Genomic DNA, 24,537 nt, shown 5'->3' with positions numbered 1-24,537 from the left:
GCTCTTCGGCGGCCCGGGCCGGGATCACTCGTCCCACCCAAGTCCCTCGTGTCGCTCGGCACAAGGGGGCGTACCGGGGCGTTCCGGGGCGGTCGTCCGGACCGGCCGGGCGTTTCCCGGCGCTTTCCCCGGTGTTCTCCGGTGGCGAAAACTCCGTTGCGCCACGCGGTCGGCATCACCCACGATGCCTGCGTGAGCACGACAAAACCGGCCGCGCGGCACGCGGTCACGGCGCACACGGGGGTGGCGCCGTGAGCGCGCGCCTGCGCGGTGTCGCACAGCAGACCGAGCAGATCGTGGCGGCGGGGGCCTACCGGGCACCGGACGGGCGCGAGGTGTCGATCGCCGACGAGCTGCGTGCTGCGCGCGAGGGCACGCGCATGTACGGCCCGGAACCGGTGCCGGTATCTGTGTCCTCCACCCGGGTGACTCGGATGCTGCTCGAGGTCACGGGTGAGAGCAGCCTGGAGGCGGCCCGCCGGCTCGGCGGACACGTGGCCGTGCTGAACTTCGCCTCGGCCCGCAACCCCGGCGGCGGTTACCTCAACGGCGCCCAGGCCCAGGAAGAGGCCCTGTGCCGGGCCTCCGCGCTGTACACCTGCCTGCTCCGGGCCCGCGCGTTCTACGACCACCACCGCGCCCACCGCGACCCGTTCTACACGGACCGTGTCATCCACTCACCCGCCGTGCCCGTCTTCCGTGACGACCGGGGCCGCCTGCTGGACGAGCCGTACACCGCCGGCTTCCTGACCGCGGCGGCGCCCAACGCGGGCGTGGTGCACCGCACGGCACCCGAACGAGCCCCGGAACTGCCGACGGCCCTGTCCGTCCGCGCCGAACGGGTCCTGGAGACGGCCGCCGCCCACGGCTACCGGCGGCTGGTGCTGGGCGCCTGGGGATGCGGCGTCTTCCGCAACGACCCGGCGCAGGTCGCCGGGGCGTTCCGGGCGCTGCTGGAACCCGGCGGGCGCTTCGCGCAGGCCTTCGAGCACGTGGTGTTCGGGGTGCTGGACCGGACGCCCGGCGCCGCGGTGCGGGGCGCCTTCGAACAGACTTTCAGTTCCAGCCGTAGCGCTCCCGCAGCCGGTGCCTGACGAGGTTGAACCGCATACGGTCCAGGGCGCAGGCCTCCCGGCGCATGCCGTCCTCGTGCAGACGCAGGACCCGGTCCACATCGACCCAGGACTCGCGGCCCGACCGGTCCCACGGTCCGCTGCCGATCGGCACCCACTCCCGGTCCCCGTCATGCCGCTTGCTGGACAACTGCACGGCGAGGAACGTCCCCGCCGGCTCGCGGGCGACCACGAGCACCGGGCGGTCCTTGCCGCGCCCGTCGTTCTCCTCGAAGGGCACCCACGTCCAGACGATCTCGCCGGGGTCGGGGTCGCCATCGTGCGCGGGCGAGTACTCGGTGCGCACCCGGCCCACCTCGCGCGGATCGGCCTGAGTGGTGGCGGAGGGGCCGGAGCGGCCCGGGACGTTCTCATCGGTAAACGCGGTCACGCGGGCACCCTAGACGTTGCTCCCACACGCCCGGCCACCGACCGGTCGCCGTGCGGAACCACGCACGGGTCGCTCAGGCGGCAGCGGACCGTTCCGCGACCGGCGGCGCGGGCCACTTCTCGTGCCAGCGCAGCTCCGCCTCCAACTGCGCGGCCACCTGCACCAGCAGCGGTTCGCTGTTCGCCGGGCCGAGCAACTGGGCCCCGACGGGCAGACCGTCCGCCGTGAAACCGGCGGGCACGTTGACGCCCGGCCAGCCCAGCACGTTCCACGGCCAGGCATACGGACAGGCGGCGATCATCGCCCGGTCGGTGGCGAAGCCGCTGAGTTCCAGCAGGGCGCCGATACGGGGCGGGGGAGCGGCGGTGGTGGGCGCGAGGACGATGTCGTACGAGGTGAAGAACCCGCCGATACGACGGTGCAGGACGGTCTCCGCCCGCCGGGCCGCCCGCAGCGGTGCCCCGCCGAGCAGCCGGCCCAGCCGGGCCGCTCCCAGGGTGCGCCGGTCCAGCAGCGCCGGGAAGGGCGCCTCGGCCACCCGCTCGGCGATCCCGGCCGTCGCGCGCGGCACGAAGGTCAGCCCGATCTGCCCGTACGGCGGGTCCGCCTCCTCGACCGTGTGTCCCAACGCCGCCAGCTGCTCGGCGAGTTCGACGATCCGGGTCCGCACCTCAGGCAGCAGCCGGGCGGGAACGGCCGTGAACGGCGGCTTGAGGGCGAGCGCGATGCGCAGCCGCCCGGGGTCACGGCCTACGGCCGCCGACGCGTCCACGGCCGGGGGCCGGTGCGGGTCCTGCGCGTGGTTGCCGCTCGCCGCGTCCAGCAGCAGGGCCGCGTCGGCGACCGTACGGGCCAGGGTGCCGTTGACGGTGATGCCCTGGAAGGACTCGCCGCGCGGCCAGGTGGAGACGCGGCCGCGCTGCGGCTTGATACCGACCAGATGGGTCCACGCGGCCGGGATCCGCACCGAGCCGGCGCCGTCCGAGCCGAGCGCGGCGGGCACCAGACCGGCGGCCACCGCGGCGGCCGAGCCGCCCGAGGAACCACCCGGCGTATGGGCCGTGCTCCACGGATTGCGGGTGGCTCCGAAGGCCGGCCCCTCGGTGAAGGGCCACTGCCCGAACTCGCAGGTGTTGGTCTTGCCGACGATCACGGCCCCGGCCGCGCGCAGCCGCCGTACCGCCTCACCGTCCTCGGCGACCGGCGGGAACTCCCCACAGCAGCCGAAGGCGGTCGGCTCGCCGGCCACGTCCATGTCGTCCTTGACCGCCACGGGCACCCCGAGCAGCGGCCTCCGCGCGCCCGCGGCCAGCTCCCGGTCGGCGGCCTCGGCCTCGGCGAGCGCCGCCTCGGCCCGGACGATCCGGAAGGCGTTGATGCTGCCCTGCGTCGCCTCGATGCGCGCCAGCGTCCGCTCGACGAGCGCCCGGGACGTCACATCCCCGGCGGCCAGCGCACGGGCGGTCTCCGCCAGGCCTGCGGCTCGGTCGAGCGTCATACGGACACCTCCGGAAGCAACCTCTCTACCGAACGGTAACGTCCGATGGCCGGTGGTGGAACGCCGACGGCAGGAGTGGATATTCACCCACTGACCACATCTACCTCACTGGGCTCATCCGCTCCTGTTCAAACCATTGACGCGTCCCTGCCTCGCCCTTACTTTCTGAGCCCTCACTTCTGATCGAGTTTCCGAACCTTGTTCGGTATATCGATCCCTTGTGTCTCAGGGAGAGCCGCCCGTGACCTCACATCCCGCCGCCCCGTCCCGCCGTACGCTGCTGCGCGCCCTGGCCGCCCTGCCCGCCTCCGCCGTGCTGCTGGGCGAGGCGCCCGGACTGCTCGGCAGCGCCCTGGCCGCCGCACCGCCGAACGGCTCCGCCACCCGGTACACGATCGTGCCGTTCCTCAACAGCAACGACGGCACGGTCAACGTCTACCAGTCCGACGACGCCACCGACTTCCGGCTGCTGCGCTCCTCCGCCTACACGCCGCCGGCGGGCCGGATCCGCGACGCGAGCGTCATCAGACACACCGACGGCTACTACTACGTCACCTACACCACGCGCACCTGGCAGGACACCAGCAGGACCATCGGCTTCGCCCGCAGCTCCGACCGCGTCAACTGGACGTTCCTGTACGACTACACCGTCCCCGTCGCGAACCTCTCCCGCGCCTGGGCCCCCGAGTGGTTCGTCGACAGCGACGGCAGCGTCAACGTCATCGTGTCCTGCTCCACCACGAACGACGAGTGGATCTTCACGCCGTACCTGCTGCGGGCCACCAACTCGGCGCTGACGGCGTGGACTTCACCAGTCGCGCTCTCCGGCATCGGCGCCAACCACATCGACACGTTCATCGTGAAGATCGGCTCGACATATCACGCCTTCCCGAAGAACGAGACGACGAAGTACATCGAGTACGCCACCGCCTCGAACCTCACCGGCCCGTACACGATCCGCAGGACGGGCGACTGGGCGGGCTGGGGCAGCTACCGCGAGGGCCCGGCGCTGGTGCGGCTCGACAACGGCGGCTGGCGCATCTTCTTCGACGGCTACGGCGACGGCAGCTACTACTACAGCGACAGCTACGACACGTTCGCCACCTGGACGGCACCGGCCGCGCTTCCCGGCATCTCCGGCACGGCCCGGCACTTCACGGTCGTCAAGGAGACGGTCTCCGGCGGCCCGAGCCTCGCCCGGAACACCACCCGCTCCTTCCGGTCGGCCAACTACTCGACCCGCTACTGGCAGCAGCAGTCCTCGCTCCTCAACCTGCCCGTGGTCAGCGGCTCCAGCACCACTGCCGAGAAGCAGGCCGCCACCTTCACGGTCGTCGCCGGCCTGGCCGACGGCAGCGGCTGCTCCTTCCGCGACGCGGCCGGCAACTACCTGCGCCACTGGGACTTCCGCGCCCGCTTCGACCCGAACGACGGCACGAGCACGTTCGCCAAGGACGCCACGTTCATCCTCCGGACCGGCATGGGCTCGGGCTCCGTCCGCTTCGAGTCGTACAACTACCCCGGGTACTACCTGCGCCACTACGCCTACCAGCTCCGCGTGGAACGCCCGGACGGGACGGACCTGTTCCGGCAGGACAGCTCGTTCGTGCCGGTGGCTGCCTGGGCTTGACCTGCACCGCTGCTGGTCAGGACGGGATGAGCTGCCATTGCTGCCGCGTCTGTGACGCGTATGGCTGCTGCTCGACGTTGGCCCCGTCGGCGGTGCTGCCCTCGTCGACGCTGAGGGAAAGCCCGCTGTAGCGGTTGATGAGGAGGTGGTTTCCGTCACCGGTGGGCGTGACGGCCCAGTGCTGCCGGGGGGATCCGGCGTCTGCCCAGATGCCGACGTTGCCGCCGTCCGCGCGGGAGAGACCCGCGACCTCCAGATGCTTGCCGCTGCCCAGACCCTTGATCGTGTAGTAGCCGTCGCCGGGCCTGGTGAAGGTCCACTTCTGGTTCGCCTGGTTGAGCCATGGCCACTGGTGCACGTTGGTGCCGTTGGCGGTGCGCGCGCCCTCCACGTCGGCGACATTGCCACTGTGCCGAGCGACCAGCCGGTAGACGGTGCCGTCGCCGGGCAGTGTGGTGGACATCAGCGACGGCTTGACCGAGCGGCCGCCGACGGAGAACTGGCCGAGCTGTGGCGCACCAACCTCCAGCAGCGGCACAGCGTCCAACTCCACTTCGCCGAGGCCCTGATCACGAAGACCGGCGGCCGGTTGCGGGACGGCCACGACGCGGAGTCCGCCGCGGACATCACGCTCACGGTGCTCGGCCCGGAGACTTACGACCTGCTGGTCACCGGACGCGGCTGGATCCCGGCGCGCTGGGAAGCCTGGGCTGCGGACACGCTCGTCCGACAGCTGCTGCCCTGAATGGCGCAGCAGCCGGTGACACTCGGGTTCAACTGTGGCGCCGGCTGCGCCCGCGCACTCCGGTGACGAGTACTCCGATGGCGAAGATCAGGACGAGGACGAAGACGGCGACACCGAGGACGTCCTGGAGCCCACTGGCCAGGCCGCTGTAGCCGACGTCCACTCCGAAGATCACCGAGCACACGCCGGCAGCGAGGGCGGTCCAGCCCAGCCAGCCGGCGACCCGGCGACCGGTGAGAATCGCTGTCCCGAACAGCGCGAGGGTCAGCCCGAGCAGGATGCGGAAGTAGCTCTGGAATCCCCATTCCAGCCAGCGTACGGTCTCGGCGTTGGCAAAGCGGATCCGCTTCTCCGCGCCCGAGGCGCTGGCCCAGGAGTCGACGGCCTGCTTCAGTCCCACTCCGTCCAGCCCCTGCAGAACAGCCCAGATTGCGGCGGTCACCACAGCTGCCGCGGCCGCGAGGCGAGCGACCAGTGCAGACTCGTCAGCGCCGCGCAGGACGCGGTACAGCAGGAGCAGGCCGCCCAGCGTCACCAGGACGCCGATGAACTGTCCGAGATGAACGGCGATCCAGCCGCTGCTGTCCGCGTACTCGGTGAAGATCGCCGGGTGGTCGTCTTCCTCTCCGGACGGATGAAGTGCGGCGGTCAGGATGACGTTCAGAAGGAAGCCCCCGACCATGAGACCGCCGGCGATCATCATCGTGCGGCGTTGCGAGTCGGCTGTAGCCGCCCCTTCGCCAGCGTGCGTATCCGGACTCATGAGCAGGCCTCAGTCTTCTCTGCGTCACCGACCGACGTTCTTGAAGATCACCCGCTGCATCCGGTCTCTCAAGGGGCACAGCATCGGCTCACCCGAACGAGGCCCGATCGCGACCGATTGCACCAGCGGCCGGGCCGCACCCCCCAAGGGACACACCGATCCGTCGGGAACCGGATGCCGAGCAGCGCCCGCCGCCGCGCCACGGTGCGATGTGAGGCGAACACAGGTGGCCGCCGGTTCACTCTGCCGGCGGCCACCGGCGGTCGTGTGACCGGCCTGTTGGGTCAGCCGAGTGCCTGGACGAGGTCGTTGCACGCCTGCTCGCGGGAGCGGCAGGCTTCGGCGCACAGGCGGCAGTGCCCGGGCGTATCGGCGTGCGCGAACCATTTGTCGGCGCAGGCTTTGCAGGCGGTGGCGCACGCGGTGAGGATCGCACCGGCTGTCCGCCGTCTGATCGGCCTTCTACCGGATAGGGCATCACGGCCGAAACCCTCGGGCCCCGTCACGGGTTTCGTGCGAAGATCTATAGGCCCTATTGGGCTACACCCTGCCGCAGTAACGATTCCTCGGAGAGTCCATGCGCCGCGCCTACCTCCTCTCCGCAGCTGGGCTTCTGCTCTGCACCGCCTGTTCCGGCGGTGCGGACAATGATTCGGGGGAGGGTGCGAACAAGGCCGTGGACCACGGGCCGGTCGTGCGCGCCGCGATCGAGAGGACGAGCGCGGACAGCGCCCGCGTGGAGGAGAAGATCGAGCTGCGGTCCGCCGACAGCCCCACGACGTACGTGTTCACGATCGCCGGCGCCTTCGACCTGGCGGGGGACAGGGGCCGGCTGACGGTGGAGTTTGAGGACAGCGGCATGGACCCCGTCGAGGAGGTCTTCGTCGGCGGCACCGTCTATGTGCGGGGCTCGCGGGCGGTGGACGGGGGCAAGTGGGCCTCGGCCGTCCGGAGCGAGGCCCTGACCCGCTATTTCCTGCGGGCGCCGCTGAACGACCCCGAGCACCTGCTCCGCCAGGTGAAGGCGATGCGGCAGGTGTCGAACGAGGGCAGGGAGCGGGTGAACGGCGCCCCTGCGGTGCACTACCGGGGCGTGATCGACCACGCCACCGCAACGCTCCGGATGACGGCGGAGACGAAACAGGGGCTGGACGACCTGCGTGGGAAGCTGGGCGAGGACATGCCCGTCTACGCGGACGTGTGGGTCGACGGGAAGGGGCGCGCCGTCCAGGCCCGGCTGTCCTGCTTCGGCGGTGTGAAGGCCATGACGACGATGACGCTGTCGGATTTCGGGACGGTGGTGAAGGCCGAGGCGCCGTCGGCCGAGCAGGTCGTCCCCGTGACGGCGGGCGAGGACGTCCTGCTGGCCTGAGCGGGGGCGGGCCCGGCGCCGGGCCCTGGGCGACAGTCAGACCGACGGGGGGTGGCGCCGGGCCGTCAGGACAAGTGTCATCGCCACGTCGGCGCTGTCCCGTCGACGCCGTCGTAACCCATCGATGCGAGGGCGACGACCCGCAGGTCCGGTCCTGCCGCGTCGAGCAACGCGGCGTCCACGCGGTCGCTGCCGAGGACGAGCAGGCCCTCGCACTCCTTGGCCACTCGGGCCAGTTGGTCGGGTGACGGCGGTTGCGTTCCCGTCCAGTCGATGACGTCGAAGCGGGCGGCGAGGCGCTCGACGCCGTCGCCCGGCAGGCCGGTGCATCGCCGTAACCGCGGTTTCGGGCGGCCTCCTGGAGGGCGTGTGTGATCACATCCGCGCGGGCCGCCGCACCGCTGCCGGCCGGGAACTGCGGGCCACCCAGGGCGCGGACGCGGAAACCCTGGCATTCCACCGGAGCCGGAACCCCATCGTGCCGGGGTTCTCGCCGACCCGAGCATCAACGTGATCAGCGGAGGCTGTCACCTGTGGTGGCAGACGCGCCGGCCCTGGTCGAGCGGCGCAATGAGCTGGTCGACCACGACGCAGTCACGTTGTTCTCGGCCGCCTTGCGCACGACTTCAGGTTCTCGGGGCCGCGCTGTGAGGGTAACGCCTGGAAACCCCTCTGACCTCAGCGAATGGAACGCGTTCCGCGCACAAAGATGCGTCAGCTCGCCGTTGACCGGCGATCCGCGACAGGACCAAGGTGGTGGAGCCAGATCGGACTCCGATCTCCCGTTTTCCGGTCACCGAACTGCGTGCAGGAGGCCGTGATGTCCCGGACAGACACCCGTGAACCCACAGATTTGTCGGAAGAGGGCGAAGCGGCTGGTGCCGCCACGACTGCGCCCGTCACACCGAACCCTCCGGCGGACTGCCGCGAACTGCTCTTTCAGCGCTGTCTCTGGTGCGGCACTCCGGCCTACCGCCGTTCGTTCTGCCGTGCCTGTGGGGCCACGGCCTTCAAACGGGAGCGCAGTACGGGTGCCGGGGTCCTTGTCCGCCGTATCGGGCAGACCCCGCTCAACACCTGGTTCGTCGCGATGGACGAGGGATTCACCCTGGTCTGTCAGGTCACCAGCACGGCACCGGTCGTACTCGCCGTCGGGGCGAGGGTGCGTGTCGTGCGGGCCGTCGCGCCCGTCGATCAGGGACTGCCTCTCATCGAACTCACCCACCGTGCAACGTCTTTGGAGCGCTGGTGGTGAACGGAAAACGGCTCCTGCCGTGTCACGTTCGCACAGGCGGCACGATCAGAGAGGAGGGTGCGTGGGCACCCAGTACAACGCGCCGGACGGATGGGCCGGCGTCGTCGACGGAGCGGGGCGCGGGTCACTGGAAGGTCTGCGGATCGCCGACTTCTCCCGGGTACTCGCAGGGCCCTATGCCACGATGCTCCTCGCCGACCTCGGCGCCGACGTGGTGAAGGTGGAGCGGCCGGGGACCGGGGACGACACCCGGGCCTGGCACCCTCCCGCGGACCACGACGGAACATCGACGTATTTCCTGAGCGTCAACCGGAACAAGAGGTCCGTCGCCCTGGACCTGACGACCGAGGCGGGTCTCGAACAGGCCCGTGCGCTGGTCGCCGAGTCCGACGTGCTGGTGGAGAACTTCCGGCCCGGCACGATGGAACGGCTGGGGCTAGGCCAGGAGGAGCTCCGTGCCCGGCACCCTGCGCTGATCTACTGCTCGATCAGCGGTTTCGGCAGCGGCGCCGGCGCCGCGATCCCTGGATACGACCTGCTCGTGCAGGCCGTCGGCGGCCTGATGAGCGTGACCGGAGACGTGCACGGGGAACCGGTGAAGGCGGGCGTGGCCCTGGTCGACGTGATCACCGGACTGCACGCCTCGGTCGGCATCCTGGCGGCCCTCCGGCACCGGGACGCCACCGGGCAGGGCCAGTGTGTGGAGGTGAACCTGCTCGGCTCGCTGCTGTCCGCCATGGTCAACCAGGCGTCGGCCTTCGCCGTCGCCGGTGTCGTCCCGGGGCGCATGGGCAACGCACACCCCAGCATCGCCCCGTACGAGACCTTCCCGACCGCCGACCGTCCGCTCGCCCTCGCGGTGGGCACCGACCGGCAGTTCGCTGCGCTCGCCCACCTCGTCGGGGATCCGGGCCTCGCACTCGACGACCGCTTCCGCACCAACGCCGACCGGGTGGCCCACCGCGCCGAACTCCGGGACATCCTGGCCGAGCGGCTCAGCGCCGCAGGCGCCGACCACTGGTCGACCGTCCTGCTGGCCGCCGGAGTGCCCGCCGGACCGGTCAACACCCTCGACGATGCCTTCGCCTTCGCGCAGCGACTCGGTCTTCCCGGCATCGTCGACATCCCCGCCGCACCCGCCGAGGGAGAAGAAGGCAGGCCCTCCCGCCAGGTCGCGCATCCCATCTCCCTGAGCGGGACACCCGCGCGGTACCGGCTGCCCCCGCCCCGCCTGGGCCAGCACACCGCGGAGATCCTCCACGGCCCCTCCGGCCGGTCCGACCACGCCTCCCCGTGACACCGAGCGGTCATCTGACCGTGCGCGGCGTCGGCACCACGACCGAACCAACCCATCCGATTTCCCGACCCTGAAGACCAGGAGCCCGAACATGAACGGCAAGCCGATGAAGGACCCCCTCGAACTGCTCGACATCGCCTCCGTCCTCACCGACGAGGAGCGCGAGATCCAGGCCACCGTCGCCAGGTTCCTCGCCGACCGGGTGCGCCCGCACATCGGCGAGTGGTTCGAGAACGCGCACTTCGCCCGCGAACTCGCCCCGGAACTGGGAAAGCTGGGCGTCCTCGGCATGCACCTCGAAGGCTACGGCTGTGCCGGGACGAACGCGGTCAGCTACGGACTCGCCTGCCTGGAACTGGAGGCGGCCGACTCCGGCTTCCGCAGCTTCGTCTCCGTACAGGGTTCGCTGTCGATGTTCTCCATCTGGAAGTGGGGCTCTCAGGAGCAGAAGCAGGAGTGGCTGCCCCGGCTCGCCGCCGGTGAGGCGATCGGCTGCTTCGGCCTGACCGAACCCGACTTCGGCAGCAACCCCTCCGGAATGCGCACCCGGGCCGTCCGCGACGGCGACGACTGGATCCTGAACGGCTCCAAGATGTGGATCACCAACGGCGGCATCGCCGACGTGGCCACCGTCTGGGCGCAGACCGAGCACGGCATCCGCGGCTTCCTCGTGCCACGCGGCACGCAGGGGTTCACCACGCGGGACATCAAGCAGAAGATGTCGTTGCGCGCCTCGATCACCTCGGAGCTGTACTTCGACAACGTACGGCTGCCGGAATCGGCGCGACTGCCGCTCGCCGAGGGCCTGCGCGGACCGCTGTCCTGCCTCAACGAGGCCCGCTTCGGCATCCTGTTCGGCGCGGTCGGCGCGGCCCGCGACTGCATCCAGGCCGCCATCGAGTACGCCGACTCCCGCGTGCAGTTCGACAAACCGATCAGCTCATTCCAGCTCACCCAGAAGAAGCTCGCAGACATGAGCCTGTCCCTGGGCAATGCCGCGCTGCTGGCCCTCCACCTGGGCCGGCTCAAGGACCAGCACCGCATCAGGCCCGAGCAGATCAGCGTCGGCAAGCTCAACAACGTCCGGGAAGCGATCGCCATCGCTCGGGAGTGCCGCACCATCCTGGGGGCCAACGGCATCTCCCTGGAGTACTCGCCGCTGCGCCACGCCAACAACCTGGAGTCCGTGCTCACCTACGAAGGCACCAGTGAGATGCACACCCTGATCGTCGGGCAGGCCATCACCGGCCAGGTGGCGTTCCGCTGACCGCTGAGGCCGGACCATCCAAGGCTGGAGGAAGCCGCCCGTGAACATCGTCGTACTCGTCAAACAGGTCCCGGACACCGGTGCCGAACGCACCCTGTCCCAGACCGACCACACCCTCGACCGCGAGGACGCCGACCTCGTCCTGGACGAGATCAACGAACGAGCGGCCGAAGCGGCCCTGATACTGAAGGAGACGACGGACGCCCACATCACCGTCGTCTCCATGGGACCCGACTCTGCACGTGAAGCCATCCGCAAGGTCCTGGCGATGGGCGCCGACCGGGGAATCCACATCTGCGACGACCGGCTGCGCGGCGCGGACGTGCTCACCACCGCGAAAGTCCTGGCGGCCGCCGTGCGGACGGTGGAGGACGTCGACCTGGTCCTGGCGGGCAACACGACCACCGACGGTCAGGCGAGCGCGGTACCCGCCATCGTCGCCGAACTGCTCGGGCTGCCGCAGCTCACGCACGTCCGGCAGCTGACCGTGGACGCGGGACAGGTGAGCGCCGAGCGCGAGACCGACAACGGCGAGGCGACGCTTCAGGCGCCACTACCCGCGCTGGTCAGCATCACAGAGAAGATCAACGAGCCGCGCTACCCCTCCTTCAAAGGGATCATGGCCGCCAAGAAGAAGCCGGTGCACACGCCCGACCTCGACGACCTGTTCCCCGACGCGGACGACTCCGGGCTCCTCGTGACCCGCACCCGCGTCGTGGAGGCCGTCCCGCGGCCGCCGCGGGCGGCCGGCATCCGCATCACGGACGACGGTTCGGCGGGCCGACACCTCGTCGAATACCTCATCGCCCGGAAGCTCGTCTGAACCCTCCGCCCCCTGCCTCGAGCAAGCCGCACGACCAAGAAGGCACACATGCCCGATGTCCTCGTCCTCGTCGACCACGATGGGGAACACGTCCACAAGTCCACCTACGAACTCCTGGCTGCCGCACGGCGGCTGGGGGACCCGGCCGCCGTCGTCGTGGGAACCCCCGGTACAGCGGGGCGCTTCAAGGAATCACTCGCCCGCCACGGCGCCACCAGCGTGTACGCGGCGGAGTCAGGCGAAGCGGGCGAGTTCCTCGCCACACCCACCGTCGACGCCCTGGAGCTCGCGGTCCGGGACGCCTCTCCCGCCGCTGTCCTGGTCTGCGCGACGACGGACGGCAGGGAGGCGGCCGGGCGTCTTGCCGCCAGGCTGGACGCAGGGCTGCTGATCGACGCGGTCGACCTGGACTCCTCCGGGGTGGTCACCCAGATCGTCTTCGGCGGGTCGTACACCGTGCGCTCCGAGGTCACCCACGGCACACCGGTGCTCGCGCTGCGTCCGGGTGCCGTCGAGCCGGAGGAGCACCCGGTTACGGCGGTGGAGCGGACACTCGCACTGCCGTCGGTCGACCCCGCGGCATCCGCCCGCATCACCGCCCGTCGCACCGGGCTCGCGGGCGACCGCCCCGCGCTCACCGAGGCGACCGTCGTCGTCTCGGGAGGCCGCGGTGTCGGAGGAGCGCAGGGCTTCGAGGTGGTGGAGGAGCTGGCGGACGCCCTGGGAGGTGCGGTGGGTGCCTCCCGCGCAGCGGTCGACGCCGGCTACTACCCGCACCAGTTCCAGGTCGGGCAGACCGGTAAGTCCGTCTCCCCGCAGCTGTACATCGCGCTGGGCATCTCCGGGGCCATCCAGCACCTCGCCGGAATGCAGACCTCGAAGACGATCGTCGCGGTCAACAAGGATCCGGAGGCGCCCATCTTCGGCCTCGCCGACTGCGGCGTGGTGGGCGACCTGTTCGCGGTGGCTCCCCAGCTCACGGAGGGTGTGGCAGCTCGCCGAGCGGTCCGCTGAGACAGTCGCTGCGGCCCATCACACGGCCAGGCGCCGGAACCGGCTGCCGTGGAACACCAGTGGCTCGCGGTCGGGTTCGGCCTTCAGGCCGTGTATCTCCAGCACGACGATCGTGTGGTCGCCGCCGGGGAACTCGGAGCGGACGGAGCAGTCCAGCCAGAGGCCGGCACCGTGGACGTACACGCTGCCGTCCTCGATCGCCTCCCAGTCGACGTCCGAGAACCGGTTGCCGTCCCTTCCGGCCAGCGAACGGCAGATAAGGTCCTGCCCCTCGGCCAGCACACTCAGGCCCAGGCGGCACTGCTTCCGCAGCCTCGGCCAGGTCGACGAGGTGTCCTGGACGCAGACCGACACCAAAGGGGGCTCGAGGGAGACCGGAGTGAACGTACTCGCGGCCATCCCCACCGGCGCACCGGAGTCGAGTGCGCACAGGGCCGTCACTCCGGACGGGAAGCAGCCGAACGCCTGGCGCAGTTCGGCGGGATCCGACGGTGTCGTGACGAGCGGGCTCATCGGACGTCCTCCTGACCCGACAGGACCGCGCCCAGGCGCCGCAGCGAGCCGTTGTTGCCCGCCACGTGCTGGGAGACGCAGCGGACGTCGCGCCAGCGACGCTGCAGCGGGCTGGAGTTGTAGAGCCCCGCGCTGCCGGACAGCGTCATGATCTCGTTGAGGATCCGGACACCCTCGTGGTGGATGTGCTGGTGGCCGCCGGTGTAGCTGAACCACTCGGTCGGGGTGGGCTGCTCGCCCGCCAGCGCCCGCTCCATGACGGTGCGGCCGGTCTGCTCCATCAAGGCCGCCAGTGCCGCCGTGCGCAGGTGCAGATCGGCGAACTTCTCCTGGAACACCGGGTCCTCACCGATGACCACTCCTGGGTTGAACGCCGGCCGCTTGGTGGCGGCCAGTTCGGCGAGATCACCGAGCGCGCCCTCCAGACTTCCGATGATGACGGCGTCGTGCGAGGCACCGGTGGCGGTGTACGGCAGGTGGTAGAAGGGCGCGGGGATGTTGTTGCCGCCCACCAGCGGGCCCGTGAAGTGTTCGGGCACGAAGACGTCGTCCATCGTGAACTCGGTGCTCTGTGTGGCCCGCAGGCCCACCGCGTCCCAGGTGTCGAGGAACGTGACCTGCTCGGGGCGGACCAGCGCGACGCGTATCTGCGGACGGCCGTCCGGCAGGGGCGGCGCGCTCTCGACCACGAAGCCCGCGAGGATCCAGTCGGGGGTGAAGGAGCCGCTGGCCAGCGGCCAGCGGCCGGTGATCCGGTACCCGCCTTCCACCGGTGTCGCCTTGCCCTTCGGAGCGATCGCTCCGCGGAGCATCAGGTCGCAGCCGTGGCCGAAGACCTCTTTCTCGAGGGTCTCCCGAGGCAGCGACCGTACGAAGAACCAGGCCATCGAGGCTGCCTGGACGGTCCAGCCGGTCGAGCCGTCGGCCCGTGAGATCTCGCGGATCACCTGGGCGCTCTCCGCCAGCTGGAGCTGTTCACCGCCCCACACCCTGGGCAGGCTCATGCGGAACACACCGGCCTCGCGCAGCGCGGTGATGATCTCCGTGGGGACCGCCCGGGCCGCCTCGGCCTGGGCGGAGCGCGCCGCGATCTCGGGCAGGTGTGCGCGCACGCGGCCGAGCACGCTGTCGTCGGTTGTCCGGTCGTGGGACGGAGTGGGCTGAAGCAATGTCGTCATGATCGGTCCTTGGGATGCTTTTTGGTCCAGGGGGAGGGACAAGGTTCCGGCGGGGCGGTCGACGGGGCCGTGTCGTGCTCGTCCCGCACGGGCCGCGGCCGGTGCCTCCTCGTCACTGCCCGAATGATGTGGGGAGAGGCACATGTCCCGCTTGTGTACGGGAGCACTGACCATTTGCTTGGCTGAGCACCACTTCCCGGACGCCGGCGACGGCCGAAAGATCTCCTCGGGGTCCGGATGCGCCAGGAGGTGAGCCGCATGGCCCGGATAACGACGCCGAGCGATGGCACGGCCACCGAGCGACTGGAATGCTGGCGGGACGCCGTCAGCCGGAATCTGGCACCCCTGGATGTGCTGCCGCGCGAGTGCTCCGACTTCCACGCCTCACTGCACGCCGCGCGGTTCGGCCAGGTACTGATGTCCCTCATCACCGCCGAACCGCACAGCATCGCCCGCACCCGCAGGCACATCGGCTCCGACGCACCCGACTTCGTCCCTGGTGCTGATGTTTCCGCAGGCCATGTTGAAGATGGCGGAGCGTGATCGGGCGCGGGTGGCGGCGACTCCGGTGTCGCGCCACGACGGGCTCGGCCAAGCCGTACTGCCCTTCCTGTACGGGCTGGCTCAGCAGGTGGAGCACCTGGAGTTCCGCGGCACGCCCCGGCTCGCCGACAACGTGGTCGACCTGATCGGAACCCTGCTCGCGGAGCGCGCCGACGCGGACCGGGCAGCCGAGGACGACGGCCCGGACGTGCTCACCCGGCGCATCCTCGCGTACATGGAGCAGCGGCTCCCCGACCCCCGTCTGAGCCCCGAGGGCATAGCGGCAGCCCACCGCATATCCCGTCGCTACCTGTACAAGTTGCTGGCCGAGCAGGGGTACACCGTCGCGGGCTGGATCCGGGAACAGCGTCTCGCCCGCTGCCGGCAGGACCTCGCCGATCCCGCCATGGACCACCTTCCGGTCGGTGCCGTCGGCGGGCGTTGGGGTTTTCCGGACCCGGCCCACTTCAGCCACGCCTTCAAAGCGGTGTACGGCATGAGCCCCCGGGAGGCGCGCGCGGCCCGTGCTGGAGCGTCGCCCCTCAGGCTGCCTGGTAGCTGAAGAACCCCTGTCCCGACTTCCGGCCCAGCAGCCCCGATTCGACCATCCGGCGCAGCAACGGGGGAGGGGCGTACAGCGGTTCCCGGTACTCCTCGTACAGCGCCTCGCCTATCGCCGCCACGGTGTCCAGGCCGATGAGGTCGGCAAGGCGCAGCGGGCCCATGGGGTGGGCGCAACCGGCGGTCATCCCCGTGTCGATGTCCTCCGCCGTCGCGGTGCCCGAGCTGACCATCCGGACCGCCGCCAACAGGTAGGGAACGAGCAGGGAGTTCACGACGAAGCCCGCGCGGTCCTCGGCGACGATGGTCTTCTTGCCCAGGATCTCGCCGGCGAAGGCACGCACGCGCAGTTCCGTGGCCTTCGAGGTGTGCAATGACGGGATCACCTCGACCAGCGGCAGGACCGGGACCGGGTTGAAGAAGTGCAGGCCGACCACCGCCTCCGGCCGCCCGGTAGCCGCGGCGAGCCGGGCGATGGGGATCGAGGAGGTGTTGCTGGCCAGCACGGCGGCCGGGTCGGTGACCACCTCGTCCAACTGCCGGAACAGTGCCGTCTTGGCCCGCTCGTCCTCCACTGCGGCCTCGATGACCAGGTCCGACCCGGACAGGCCGGTGAGGTCGGCGGTGACCGAGATCCCGGCCAGGGCATGAGCGCGGTCATCCGGGGTGATGGCGCCGCGCTTCTCCGCCTTGAGCAGGGAGTCCGCCACACCCGCCAGTCCGGCACGGGCCCTGTCCTCGGTCACGTCGCACAACGTGACCTGCAGCCCGGCCCGGGCGCAGACCTCGGTGATGCCCCGGCCCATTTGTCCGGCGCCCACGACGCCCACGTGCTTGATCGATGTCATGTGTTCCTCCGCCTGCACTCTGCGTCCGCCGGCGGTCGACGGCTGCCGCCACGGTGTCTGGTGCCGTGTTGAGCGTAGGCTTGGTACACCCCTTCTGACCTGCTCAGATGGTGCGTTTTCCGCGTACAAACGTGCGTCGGTTCGTCATCGACCGGACGGAGAGGCGAGCACGAGGAGGCCGTGGTGGGCGTGGGGGACGGCCCGTCGGCGGGGCGCCGTCGCTTCAGCCGGCAGTGACCGTGGCGGCAGCCGCCTCGCGCAGACGGCGGATCACAGCGCGGACCGCGGGCGAGGTCTCGCCCCTGCGGTAGGCGCCCACCAGCCGGGTGGTCAGCGGTACGTCCGCCAGCGAACGGTAGGCCACGCCCGGGATCCGCACGCGGCGCAGTGAATCGGGGACCAGGGCTACCGCGAGACCACCACCCACCAGCGTCAGGGCTGCGATGAAGTCCCGCACAGGGGGAACGCACCGCGGGCTGAACTCCCCACGCTTTGCCACCTCCAGGATCTGGTCGCGGCAGCCGTACTCCTCGTCGAAGTGCGGGGCCACGAACTGCTCGTCGCGCAGCTTCGCCGCCGGTATCGCGTCGTACGCCGCGAGCGGCGCGTCGGCCGGAAGCGCCAGGACGACCTTCTCGGTGAGCAGACAGGTGGCCGTGACGTCGGGTGGGTACTCGGGCCGCCAGCGCAGGAAACCGACATCGATGTCCCCGCAGGCCAGCGCCTCCAGCTGTGCCGGTGTCTCCAACTCGCGTACCTGCACGGTGAGCTGAGTGCCAGACGCCGTGCAGCGGGTGAGGACGTCGGTCAGTACCCCGGAGAACGCGGCCGAGGCGACGTACGCGATCTGGGCGTGCCCCAGCTCCCCTCGACCGGCACGGCGGCCCACTGCCTCGGCCCGGGCGACCTGGGCGAGCGTCAGCCGCGCCTCCTCAAGGAACAACTGCCCGGCGCTGGTCAGCGCCGGGCGGGTGCGTCGTCCGCGGTCGATCAAGCGGACGCCCAGATGTGACTCCAGCGCCCTGACCTGGGCACTGAGTGCTGATGGGGCGAGATGCAGACGGTCCGCCGCCCGCGCGAAGTGCAGTTCCTCCGCGACGGTGACGAACGATTCCAGCCAGCGCAGTTCCACCGGCTCCTCCGTCCTGCTGGGACACCCCGCGGCGGCGTCAGGGCAGAACAGGGCCGCCGCGGGATGAGTATGCGGGATCCGCGGTTCAGGGGATCACTACGTAGTTGCTGAACCCGCCGTCGCTGTCCGTGGCGCGTCCCGAGATCGCCTCGTTGACATTCGACAGAGGGAAGGGCTTGGTGATCAGGTAGGACAGGTCCAGAGCGCCGGTCGCCACCATGTCGGCGACTTCCTGGCCCTGCGCGGTGGTGAACCAGTTGGAACCGATCAGCTGGACCTGCTCGTCCATGAGCCATTTCACGTCCACGGGCAACCGGTCGGCCACGCCGCCCACATTCACCACCTTGCCGCCCCGGCGGACGCCCTGCATCGAGTCGAGCATCGTCTCGACCGGCGCCTTGGCCCCCAGGGCGCTGATGACGAAGTCGGCCCCCTCGCCGCCGGTGCGGGACTTGGCCCACTCGCCTGTGGAGCCCTCGCCCAGCCGCATGACCTCGATCCTGTCCGGGGCCAGCTCCTTGACCCGCTTCAGGAGTTCCTCGTTGCGGCCGGTTCCGAGGACCTTGGAGACACCCGAGGCCAGCGCGAGGAGGGTGGAGGCGACGCCGAGCGTGCCGGTGATCCCGTCGATCAGCGCGACCTGGCCGGGGCCGGCCGCTGCGTGCTTGAGGGCGCCGTAGGAGGTGCCGATGTAGCCGAGCTTGCCGGCCTGCTCGAATGTCATGCCGTCCGGGATGTTGACGATCGAGTACTGCGGGGCGGTCATGTACTCCGCGAAGCCGCCGTAAGGGTAGAGGTCGAAGATCCGCTGGCCGTCGCGGGAGGTGCTGAAGTAGCCGTTCAGTGTGAAGTAGCGGCACCGGCTGAGCTCGCCGCCGCGGCACACCTGACAACTGCCGCACGACCGCAGCGGGCTCACGTACACGCGGTCCCCTGGCTTGGTGTTGAGCACCGCCTCGCCGACCGCCTCGACCACACCCGCGGGGTCCAGGCCGAAGATCGCGGGCAGCTTGGGCAGCGGCTGGTGCGGGTACCAGGTGGGCCAGTTGTTGATCACGTTGGCCATGTTCGGCACGATTCCGCATGCCTTCACCCGCACCAGCACGTCGGTCGGCCGCGGGGCGGGCACGTCGATGGTGTCCACCGACATCGGCTCACCGAGTGTGTGCAGTCGGGCAGCGAGCATTTTCGCCATTGAAATACTCCTGAATTATGGGCCGTACGGTGGCGAGAGCTAAGAATTCGGGAACGGATGCGGGTAATTGTCCTCGAGGTCGATGTCCAGCAGGCCCATGATGCGGACGCCGGAGTTGTACCAGGCGATGGACAACGACAGTTCGACCATCTGCCGGTCCGTGAGGTGCTCGGCGGCGGCGCGCCACGTCTCCAGCGACACGTCGACCTGGAGCGTGGACTCCTTGGCGAGGCGCATGACCGCCTTCTCCGTCGCGTCGAACAGGGCGGACGACTCGAAGTCGGCGACCGCCGCGAGTTGTTCCTCGGTGAGCCCGGCCTTGAGTCCGTGCGACTGGTGGTGTGCGACCTCGTACACGGACCGGGTGGCATGACCCACGGTCAGAATGGCCAGTTCGCGCAGCTTGGGGCTGAGGTCGGCGGCCCGCAGTGAGTTGGCGTAGGTCAGGAAGGCGTCCAGCTGGGCCGGGGCGCCCGCCAGGGCGAGGAAGATGTTCGCCGTCGGTACCTTGCGTTCGGTCTCCAGCCGGTCGTAGAGCGGCTTCAGCGACTCGTCCGCGTCCTCGCGGCGCAGGTAGGGAACTCGTGCCATGACGTCTCCTTGGGGGACGGGGTGGACGGAAGGTCAGGGGAGGGGCTGTTCGAGCAGGAACCGCTCCAGCGACATGGGCTTCGGCAGTTCGGCCGGCGGGGTCCGGGGCGCGCCGACGAAGGGCGATGCCTCGAAGTACCACTTCTCCAGGGCCGGGAGGCCCCAGCGGGCGTTGGTGCTCAGCGATGCAGCGTCCCAGCGGACGGGCTCGATCTCGGTGTCGATCGTCTGGTAGTGGCTGTTGAAGACCTCCACCCGGTGGCCGTCGGGGTCGCGGAGGTAGGCGAAGAGCATCCCGCCCGGACCGTGCCGCCCCGGGCCCCGCTCCACGCCGTCGCCGTAGCCGAGGATGCCCGCCCAGTCGCAGGCGGTGAAGATGTCATGGCTCTCGGAGACGGTGTAGGCGAAGTGGTGCAGGGCAGGACCGGTGTTCTCCACGATCGCCAGGTCGAGACAGGTGCCCTTGCGGTACATGAACGCGCCCAGCAACTTGTCGCCGTGCTCCAGGTACTCCGAGTTGCGGAAGCCGAGCTCGCTGTAGAACGCGCACAGCTCAAAGGTGTCGGGCGCGAAGATCTGGTAGTGGTCCAGCCGCTGCGCGTGGGCGCCCTTGTACCGTTCGAAGTCGATGTGCAGCCGCGGGCGGGTCTCCATATGCGCGCACAGTTCGAGTGGGGTACCGATGGGGTCGCTGACGTGCAGGGTGCGGCCCTGGTACGGGACGTCGACCCACTCGGCGGGCAGCCCTCGGTCACGGAACCAGGCGTACGCGAGATCCAGGTCCTCGTCGAAGAAGACCCGGAAACCGATCCTCCGGCACGAGCCCGCGCCCTCCTCGTCCAGTTCCAGCACGAGGCTGTGGTGACAGGCTTCGGCCAGGCCGCGCAGATAGCAGGTGCGCTCATCCTCATCGCTGACGACGAGCCCCAGCGCGTTCACGTAGAAATTCCTGCTCTCGGCCAGATCGGCGACCGTGAGACGTACGTGGCTGGAGCGTGTGATGTTGAAACTCGGGCGCAGATTGACGGGTGGCAGCATGCGGGCCTCCGTGCTCCGATCGGCTCTGTAATGCGATGACTGTAATACTTCGATGCCGTTTTACGGCTTGGCCGCATTGGACCCTGCTCCGGCGAATGCGAGGGCGGACCATCCGCTGAATTCCGCGGATTCACCGAGAGACTCTTCGATGCGCAGAACCTCGTTCCATTTCGCCATGCGCTCGGAGCGCGTGAACGAGCCCACCTTCAGCTGGCCCGCGTCCCATCCGACGCTCAGATGGGCAATGGTGATGTCCTCGGTCTCCCCGGAACGCGCCGAGACGATCGTGCCGAACCCGGCATCCTTTCCGGCCCGCAGCGCCTGGAACGCCTCCGTGACCGTTCCGGCCTGGTTCGGCTTGACGAGGACGGCGTTCACCGCTCCGGCGGTTGCCGCCGCCTCCACCCGCTTGGCGTTCGTGACCAGGTAGTCGTCGCCGATCACCTGGCAGCGGTGGCCGTGGCGCCGGGTGAACTCCAGCATGCCGTCATGGTCGTCCTCGCCCACCGGGTCCTCGACGGACAGGATCGGATACTGCTCGATCCAGCCGCCCAGCATGTCGATCAGCGCTTCGGTGTCGAGCGTGCGGTCGTCCAGGGCGAGCCGGTACCGCCCGCCACTGCCGAACTGCGAGGCGGCGACGTCCAGTGAGATTCCCACCTGGGTCGAGGGAGCGAAGCCCGCGGCCTCGATGGCGCGCGTGAGCGTCTCCAACGCTTCCTCGTTGGAGTCGAACGCGGGCCAGAATCCGCCCTCGTCGGCCACTCCTTGTGCCTTGCCCGCCCGACGCATGAGGCTTCCGGCCGCCCGGTAGATCTCCGCGGTCCAGTCCAGGGCTTCCGAGAAGCCGGCTGCCGCGGGGCACATCACCATGAAGTCCTGTACGTCGACCCGGCGGTCCGCGTGGGCGCCGCCGCCGAAGATCTGGATCTCCGGAAGCGGGATGCGGACCGGTCGGCCGCCTGCCAGGTGCTGCCACAGCGGTACGCCGGCCGACGCGGCGGTGGCGTGCAGGACGGCCATGGACGTGGCCACGATCGCGTTGCCGCCGAGACGGCTGCGGTCCGGAGTTCCGTCGAGGTCCACCAGGAGCCGGTCCACGGTCTCCTGGTCGGTCGCGTCGAGGTCCAGGAGAGCGGGCGCGATCTCGTCGTTCACCGAGCCCACGGCGCGGCGGACGTCGAACCCGCCGAAGCGGTCGCCGCCGTCGCGCCGATCGAGCGCCTCGCCCTGGCCCGTCGAGGCCCCTGCCGGCGCGATGGCCCGCCCGACCGCACCGTCCGCCAGGTGAGCTTCGACCTCGACGGTCGGCCGACCGCGTGAATCCCACACCCTGCGGCCGTGGAGTCGGGCGATCCGCGCGTCTGTCATGACGGTGCAACCTTTCGGAGTTCGGACGATCGGGGCAACAGCGGGGTCCCGTACCGGAGCCGGCCAGGGCCGGGCGGACGCCCCGGGCATCGGAGGCGTGTGCAAGGTCCTCGCTGACGAACCCGTGGGTCGCACCAGCGGTGCGCTTCCGGACCGAGTGCGATGGCACCGGCGGCGGGCGAAGTGTCGTGCGGCTCTCTTCGCCGTCGTGCCGGGACGACCAGGGCATGAGGGTGAGAAAGGCGATGGCGAGGGGTCCTCGCTCATCGCGACTGAATGCTAACGATAGCGCAATCGTGCGAAGTGTCGGCCTCGATGTCAAGGGGGCGGGTGATGCCTCCATGCCTGTGGGCAAGCTTTCTGCCTCCCTTTGCTGGACCTCTTTCGATCCAGTGCTATCGTTCGCATACTTCCGCCCCGGTGATGACTCCGGCGGGCCTTCCCACTTCCTGGACGGACGGACAGCACAGGAAGGGGCGGGTCCGCCGGGCCGGGCCGCGGCCGAAAGAGAAAGTGAGCCCGATATGGCACCAGAGCCCTCTGTGGCGCCGATGACCCTCACCACTGTGGTGGCCAGTACTCGTCCCGGACGGGTGGGCAGGTCCGTGGCGGACTGGTTCGCGACCCGGGCGGCTGAGTACGACGAGTTCGAGTCGCACACCGTCGACCTGCAGGAACTCGCTCTGCCCTTCTTCGACGAGCCGCATCCGCCCGCCCTGCGGCAGTACACGAAGAGTCACACCCGTGAGTGGAGCCGGATCGTCGACGCGTCGGACGCGTTCGTGTTCGTCACCCCGGAGTACAACGGCGGCTTCCCCGCCCCGTTGAAGAACGCGTGGGACTACCTGCTCATGGAGTGGCATCACAAGCCGGCCGGCTTCGTGAGCTACGGAGGCGTCTCGGCGGGCACCCGGGCGGTTCAGATGGGCAAGCAGGTCGTGGCGAATCTGCGGATGCTGCCGATCGGTCCGACCGTGAGCATCCCGTTCGTCAACGAGTGCGTCGAGGAAGGAGCCTTCCGGCCCGGCAAGATTCACGAGACCGCTGCCGAGCAGGTGCTCGACGAGCTGGTCCGCACCGCCCGCGTCATGCGACGGCTGCGCAGTGGAACGTACTGACTGGTCGCGGAACACCGCGCAGCGGCACGTACTGACCAGCCGTGGGACATGCGAAGGCGCCCGGAGCACGCGGCTCCGGGCGCCTTCGCATGTCCCGCGGGGCGACGCCCGCGGCTCAGTGATGCCTGGACGGAACCGGGCCGCCGGGGGGTGCCGTGCTGCCGCGCAGGACCAGTGATCCGGGGGAGACGGAGGTGTACGGGCCGTCGTTGCTCGGCTCGGTCTTGAGGCGGCGCATCATCCACAGGGCGCAGCCGGTGGCCATCTCCTGGATCGGCAGGCCGATCGTGGTCAGTCCGGGACCCCACCAGGAGAAACCCGGCTCGTCCCCGAACCCGACCACGGACAGTTCCCCGGGCACCCTCACACCCTGCTCGGACAGCTCCTCCAGGACGCCGAGGGTGAGCTGGATCGATCCCAGTACGAGCGCGGTAGGCGCATCCGGCTCCTCGAGCAGCCGGCGCACCGCCTGGCGGCCGTGGTCCACGGACGACGGCGGGCCCAGCTCCGCTCGTCCGGCATCGTCCGGGAGGCCGCCTTCTCGCAAGGCGCTGCGGAAGCCCTCCAGGCGATCCGCGCCCGTGGGCAGTTCGACCGGGCCGCCCAGGTAGGCGATGCGGGTGTGCCCCAGCTCCAGGAGATGGGCTGTGGCCCGGCGCAGTGCCTCACGGTCGTCCACGCCGAACCACTGGGAGCCGAGCGACGGGTGGCGGCGCAGCAGCTGCAGGTGCGGCATCGTGCGCAGGAGCCTGACGGAGTCGCTGTGCGGGCGCGCGGTGGGCACGATGATGACGCCGGCCACGCGGGTCGCGGACAGCTCCCGCAGATGGCGCAGCTCCACCATCCGGTCGTCGTCGGTTTCCGAGAGCATCAGCTGGTAGCCCTCGGCTTCCATGTTCTTGGACAGCTCGTGCGCGATGGTCGAGTAGAAGCTGTTACGGATGTCCGGGATCGCCAGCGCGACCACGTTGCTGGACGCGCCCCGCATCATCCGTGCCGCACGGTTGCCGACGTAGCCCATCTCGGAAGCGGCCTGGCGGACCCGGAACTTGGTCTCCTCGCTGATGCGGGAGTCGTCGGAGAGCGCCCGGCCGACCGTCGAGACGGAGAGTCCGAGGCGTTCGGCGATGTCTTTGGTGGTGATCACGTACTGGGCCCCCTCGGGTGACTGGTCCCATGCCGCTTACTTTCCGTGTGCCAACGATAGCGTTCGTGTCGCGCTCTGTGGCCGGAGAGAGTGGGCTCGGGTTGATCATTGCCGTTGTGCTAACGTTAGCACTGC

Annotated in this window: 25 protein-coding genes; 11 read left to right on the top strand and 14 right to left on the bottom strand. The window is 69.9% G+C overall.

Translation table 11 applies throughout. The features are described from left to right. The first annotated feature begins 251 nt into the window (after window positions 1-251). Window positions 252-1,094, top strand: a complete 843-nt coding sequence (locus tag MQE23_RS05890; RefSeq protein WP_020275702.1) for a TIGR02452 family protein — start codon at window positions 252-254, stop codon at window positions 1,092-1,094. Here the strand turns inward: MQE23_RS05890 and MQE23_RS05885 are convergent. Both MQE23_RS05885 and MQE23_RS05880 read right to left on the bottom strand, forming a co-directional pair. Further along, window positions 1,057-1,503 (bottom strand): type II toxin-antitoxin system PemK/MazF family toxin, encoded by a 447-nt coding sequence (locus tag MQE23_RS05885; protein WP_020275701.1) that lies wholly within the window; start codon window positions 1,501-1,503, stop codon window positions 1,057-1,059. The genes MQE23_RS05890 and MQE23_RS05885 overlap by 38 nt on opposite strands. 73 nt (window positions 1,504-1,576) lie before the next feature. Further along, window positions 1,577-3,001: an amidase gene (locus MQE23_RS05880; protein WP_020275700.1), complete on the bottom strand. Its 1,425-nt coding sequence runs from the start codon at window positions 2,999-3,001 to the stop codon at window positions 1,577-1,579. A 241-nt stretch (window positions 3,002-3,242) separates the two neighbouring features. On the opposite strand from MQE23_RS05880, the gene MQE23_RS05875 reads away from it, so the two are divergent. After that, window positions 3,243-4,631, top strand: a complete 1,389-nt coding sequence (locus MQE23_RS05875) for a glycoside hydrolase family 43 protein (protein WP_243378453.1) — start codon at window positions 3,243-3,245, stop codon at window positions 4,629-4,631. Window positions 4,632-4,647: 16 nt separating this feature from the next. On the opposite strand, the gene MQE23_RS05870 is transcribed toward MQE23_RS05875, so the two are convergent. Beyond that, a complete protein-coding gene (locus tag MQE23_RS05870; protein WP_347710125.1) occupies window positions 4,648-5,184 on the bottom strand; it encodes an RICIN domain-containing protein in 537 nt (178 codons plus the stop codon). A gap of 36 nt (window positions 5,185-5,220) precedes the next feature. Here MQE23_RS05870 and MQE23_RS05865 point away from each other — a divergent pair, with 36 nt between their 5' ends. Further along, complete coding sequence (locus MQE23_RS05865; protein WP_020275691.1) at window positions 5,221-5,376, top strand: hypothetical protein; 156 nt, start codon at window positions 5,221-5,223, stop codon at window positions 5,374-5,376. 28 nt (window positions 5,377-5,404) lie between these two features. Here MQE23_RS05865 and MQE23_RS05860 read toward each other — a convergent pair whose 3' ends face one another. Then, a complete protein-coding gene (locus MQE23_RS05860) occupies window positions 5,405-6,079 on the bottom strand; it encodes a hypothetical protein (RefSeq protein ID WP_243378452.1) in 675 nt (224 codons plus the stop codon). Between the two features lie 736 nt (window positions 6,080-6,815). On the opposite strand from MQE23_RS05860, the gene MQE23_RS05855 reads away from it, so the two are divergent. Beyond that, window positions 6,816-7,511: a hypothetical protein gene (locus tag MQE23_RS05855; RefSeq protein WP_243378451.1), complete on the top strand. Its 696-nt coding sequence runs from the start codon at window positions 6,816-6,818 to the stop codon at window positions 7,509-7,511. Window positions 7,512-7,588: 77 nt separating this feature from the next. On the opposite strand, the gene MQE23_RS05850 is transcribed toward MQE23_RS05855, so the two are convergent. After that, the gene (locus MQE23_RS05850; protein ID WP_020275687.1) at window positions 7,589-7,738 is read right to left on the bottom strand and encodes a hypothetical protein; all 150 of its coding nucleotides are present in this window, start codon (window positions 7,736-7,738) and stop codon (window positions 7,589-7,591) included. A gap of 1,089 nt (window positions 7,739-8,827) precedes the next feature. Between MQE23_RS05850 and MQE23_RS05845 the strand changes: the two genes are divergently transcribed. The 4 genes from MQE23_RS05845 to MQE23_RS05830 all read left to right on the top strand — a co-directional run bounded on the left by MQE23_RS05845 (window position 8,828) and on the right by MQE23_RS05830 (window position 13,167). Beyond that, a complete protein-coding gene (locus tag MQE23_RS05845; RefSeq protein WP_243378450.1) occupies window positions 8,828-10,063 on the top strand; it encodes a CoA transferase in 1,236 nt (411 codons plus the stop codon). 91 nt (window positions 10,064-10,154) lie between these two features. Then, complete coding sequence (locus tag MQE23_RS05840) at window positions 10,155-11,330, top strand: acyl-CoA dehydrogenase family protein (protein ID WP_020275684.1); 1,176 nt, start codon at window positions 10,155-10,157, stop codon at window positions 11,328-11,330. 40 nt (window positions 11,331-11,370) lie between these two features. Further along, entirely contained in the window at window positions 11,371-12,153 is a 783-nt protein-coding gene (locus tag MQE23_RS05835; protein ID WP_020275683.1) for an electron transfer flavoprotein subunit beta/FixA family protein, read from the top strand. A gap of 48 nt (window positions 12,154-12,201) precedes the next feature. After that, window positions 12,202-13,167: an electron transfer flavoprotein subunit alpha/FixB family protein gene (locus MQE23_RS05830; protein WP_243378449.1), complete on the top strand. Its 966-nt coding sequence runs from the start codon at window positions 12,202-12,204 to the stop codon at window positions 13,165-13,167. Window positions 13,168-13,185: 18 nt separating this feature from the next. Here the strand turns inward: MQE23_RS05830 and MQE23_RS05825 are convergent, their stop codons facing one another. Beyond that, entirely contained in the window at window positions 13,186-13,680 is a 495-nt protein-coding gene (locus MQE23_RS05825) for a flavin reductase family protein (protein WP_020275681.1), read from the bottom strand. Next, the gene (locus MQE23_RS05820; protein ID WP_243378448.1) at window positions 13,677-14,858 is read right to left on the bottom strand and encodes an acyl-CoA dehydrogenase family protein; all 1,182 of its coding nucleotides are present in this window, start codon (window positions 14,856-14,858) and stop codon (window positions 13,677-13,679) included. Before MQE23_RS05820 ends, MQE23_RS05825 begins: the two co-directional genes overlap by 4 nt. A gap of 237 nt (window positions 14,859-15,095) precedes the next feature. Here MQE23_RS05820 and MQE23_RS05815 point away from each other — a divergent pair, with 237 nt between their 5' ends. Both MQE23_RS05815 and MQE23_RS05810 read left to right on the top strand, forming a co-directional pair. After that, on the top strand, window positions 15,096-15,401 hold the full coding sequence (locus tag MQE23_RS05815) for a hypothetical protein (protein ID WP_020275678.1): 306 nt from the start codon (window positions 15,096-15,098) through the stop codon (window positions 15,399-15,401). Beyond that, on the top strand, window positions 15,388-15,963 hold the full coding sequence (locus MQE23_RS05810) for a helix-turn-helix domain-containing protein (RefSeq protein ID WP_243378447.1): 576 nt from the start codon (window positions 15,388-15,390) through the stop codon (window positions 15,961-15,963). The genes MQE23_RS05815 and MQE23_RS05810 overlap by 14 nt, the downstream gene beginning before the upstream one ends. Here the strand turns inward: MQE23_RS05810 and MQE23_RS05805 are convergent. The 6 genes from MQE23_RS05805 to eno all read right to left on the bottom strand — a co-directional run bounded on the left by MQE23_RS05805 (window position 15,944) and on the right by eno (window position 22,137). Continuing rightward, a complete protein-coding gene (locus tag MQE23_RS05805) occupies window positions 15,944-16,810 on the bottom strand; it encodes a 3-hydroxybutyryl-CoA dehydrogenase (RefSeq protein WP_037672049.1) in 867 nt (288 codons plus the stop codon). The two genes, MQE23_RS05810 and MQE23_RS05805, sit on opposite strands and share 20 nt — an antisense overlap. A gap of 223 nt (window positions 16,811-17,033) precedes the next feature. Next, on the bottom strand, window positions 17,034-17,942 hold the full coding sequence (locus MQE23_RS05800; RefSeq protein ID WP_243378446.1) for a LysR substrate-binding domain-containing protein: 909 nt from the start codon (window positions 17,940-17,942) through the stop codon (window positions 17,034-17,036). A gap of 85 nt (window positions 17,943-18,027) precedes the next feature. Continuing rightward, the gene (locus tag MQE23_RS05795; RefSeq protein WP_243378445.1) at window positions 18,028-19,128 is read right to left on the bottom strand and encodes an alcohol dehydrogenase catalytic domain-containing protein; all 1,101 of its coding nucleotides are present in this window, start codon (window positions 19,126-19,128) and stop codon (window positions 18,028-18,030) included. A gap of 48 nt (window positions 19,129-19,176) precedes the next feature. Beyond that, complete coding sequence (locus MQE23_RS05790; RefSeq protein ID WP_020275673.1) at window positions 19,177-19,728, bottom strand: carboxymuconolactone decarboxylase family protein; 552 nt, start codon at window positions 19,726-19,728, stop codon at window positions 19,177-19,179. 33 nt (window positions 19,729-19,761) lie between these two features. Then, window positions 19,762-20,766: a VOC family protein gene (locus MQE23_RS05785; protein WP_020275672.1), complete on the bottom strand. Its 1,005-nt coding sequence runs from the start codon at window positions 20,764-20,766 to the stop codon at window positions 19,762-19,764. 60 nt (window positions 20,767-20,826) lie between these two features. Then, window positions 20,827-22,137, bottom strand: a complete 1,311-nt coding sequence (gene eno / locus MQE23_RS05780; protein ID WP_037672047.1) for a phosphopyruvate hydratase — start codon at window positions 22,135-22,137, stop codon at window positions 20,827-20,829. A 551-nt stretch (window positions 22,138-22,688) separates the two neighbouring features. Between eno and MQE23_RS05775 the strand changes: the two genes are divergently transcribed. Then, window positions 22,689-23,255 carry an NAD(P)H-dependent oxidoreductase gene (locus tag MQE23_RS05775; RefSeq protein WP_037672046.1) on the top strand — a complete coding sequence of 189 codons (567 nt, stop codon included), beginning with the start codon at window positions 22,689-22,691 and terminating at the stop codon, window positions 23,253-23,255. Window positions 23,256-23,370: 115 nt separating this feature from the next. Here the strand turns inward: MQE23_RS05775 and MQE23_RS05770 are convergent, their stop codons facing one another. Then, the gene (locus MQE23_RS05770; protein WP_243378444.1) at window positions 23,371-24,402 is read right to left on the bottom strand and encodes a LacI family DNA-binding transcriptional regulator; all 1,032 of its coding nucleotides are present in this window, start codon (window positions 24,400-24,402) and stop codon (window positions 23,371-23,373) included. Between the last annotated feature and the right edge of the window lie 135 nt (window positions 24,403-24,537).

Origin of the sequence: Streptomyces sp. HP-A2021 (assembly GCF_022807935.1) — a bacterium.
In the GTDB taxonomy this organism is placed as follows: domain Bacteria; phylum Actinomycetota; class Actinomycetes; order Streptomycetales; family Streptomycetaceae; genus Streptomyces; species Streptomyces afghaniensis.
Note: the sequence above shows the minus strand (reverse complement) of the source record. Positions and strands in the feature narration are given on the sequence as shown.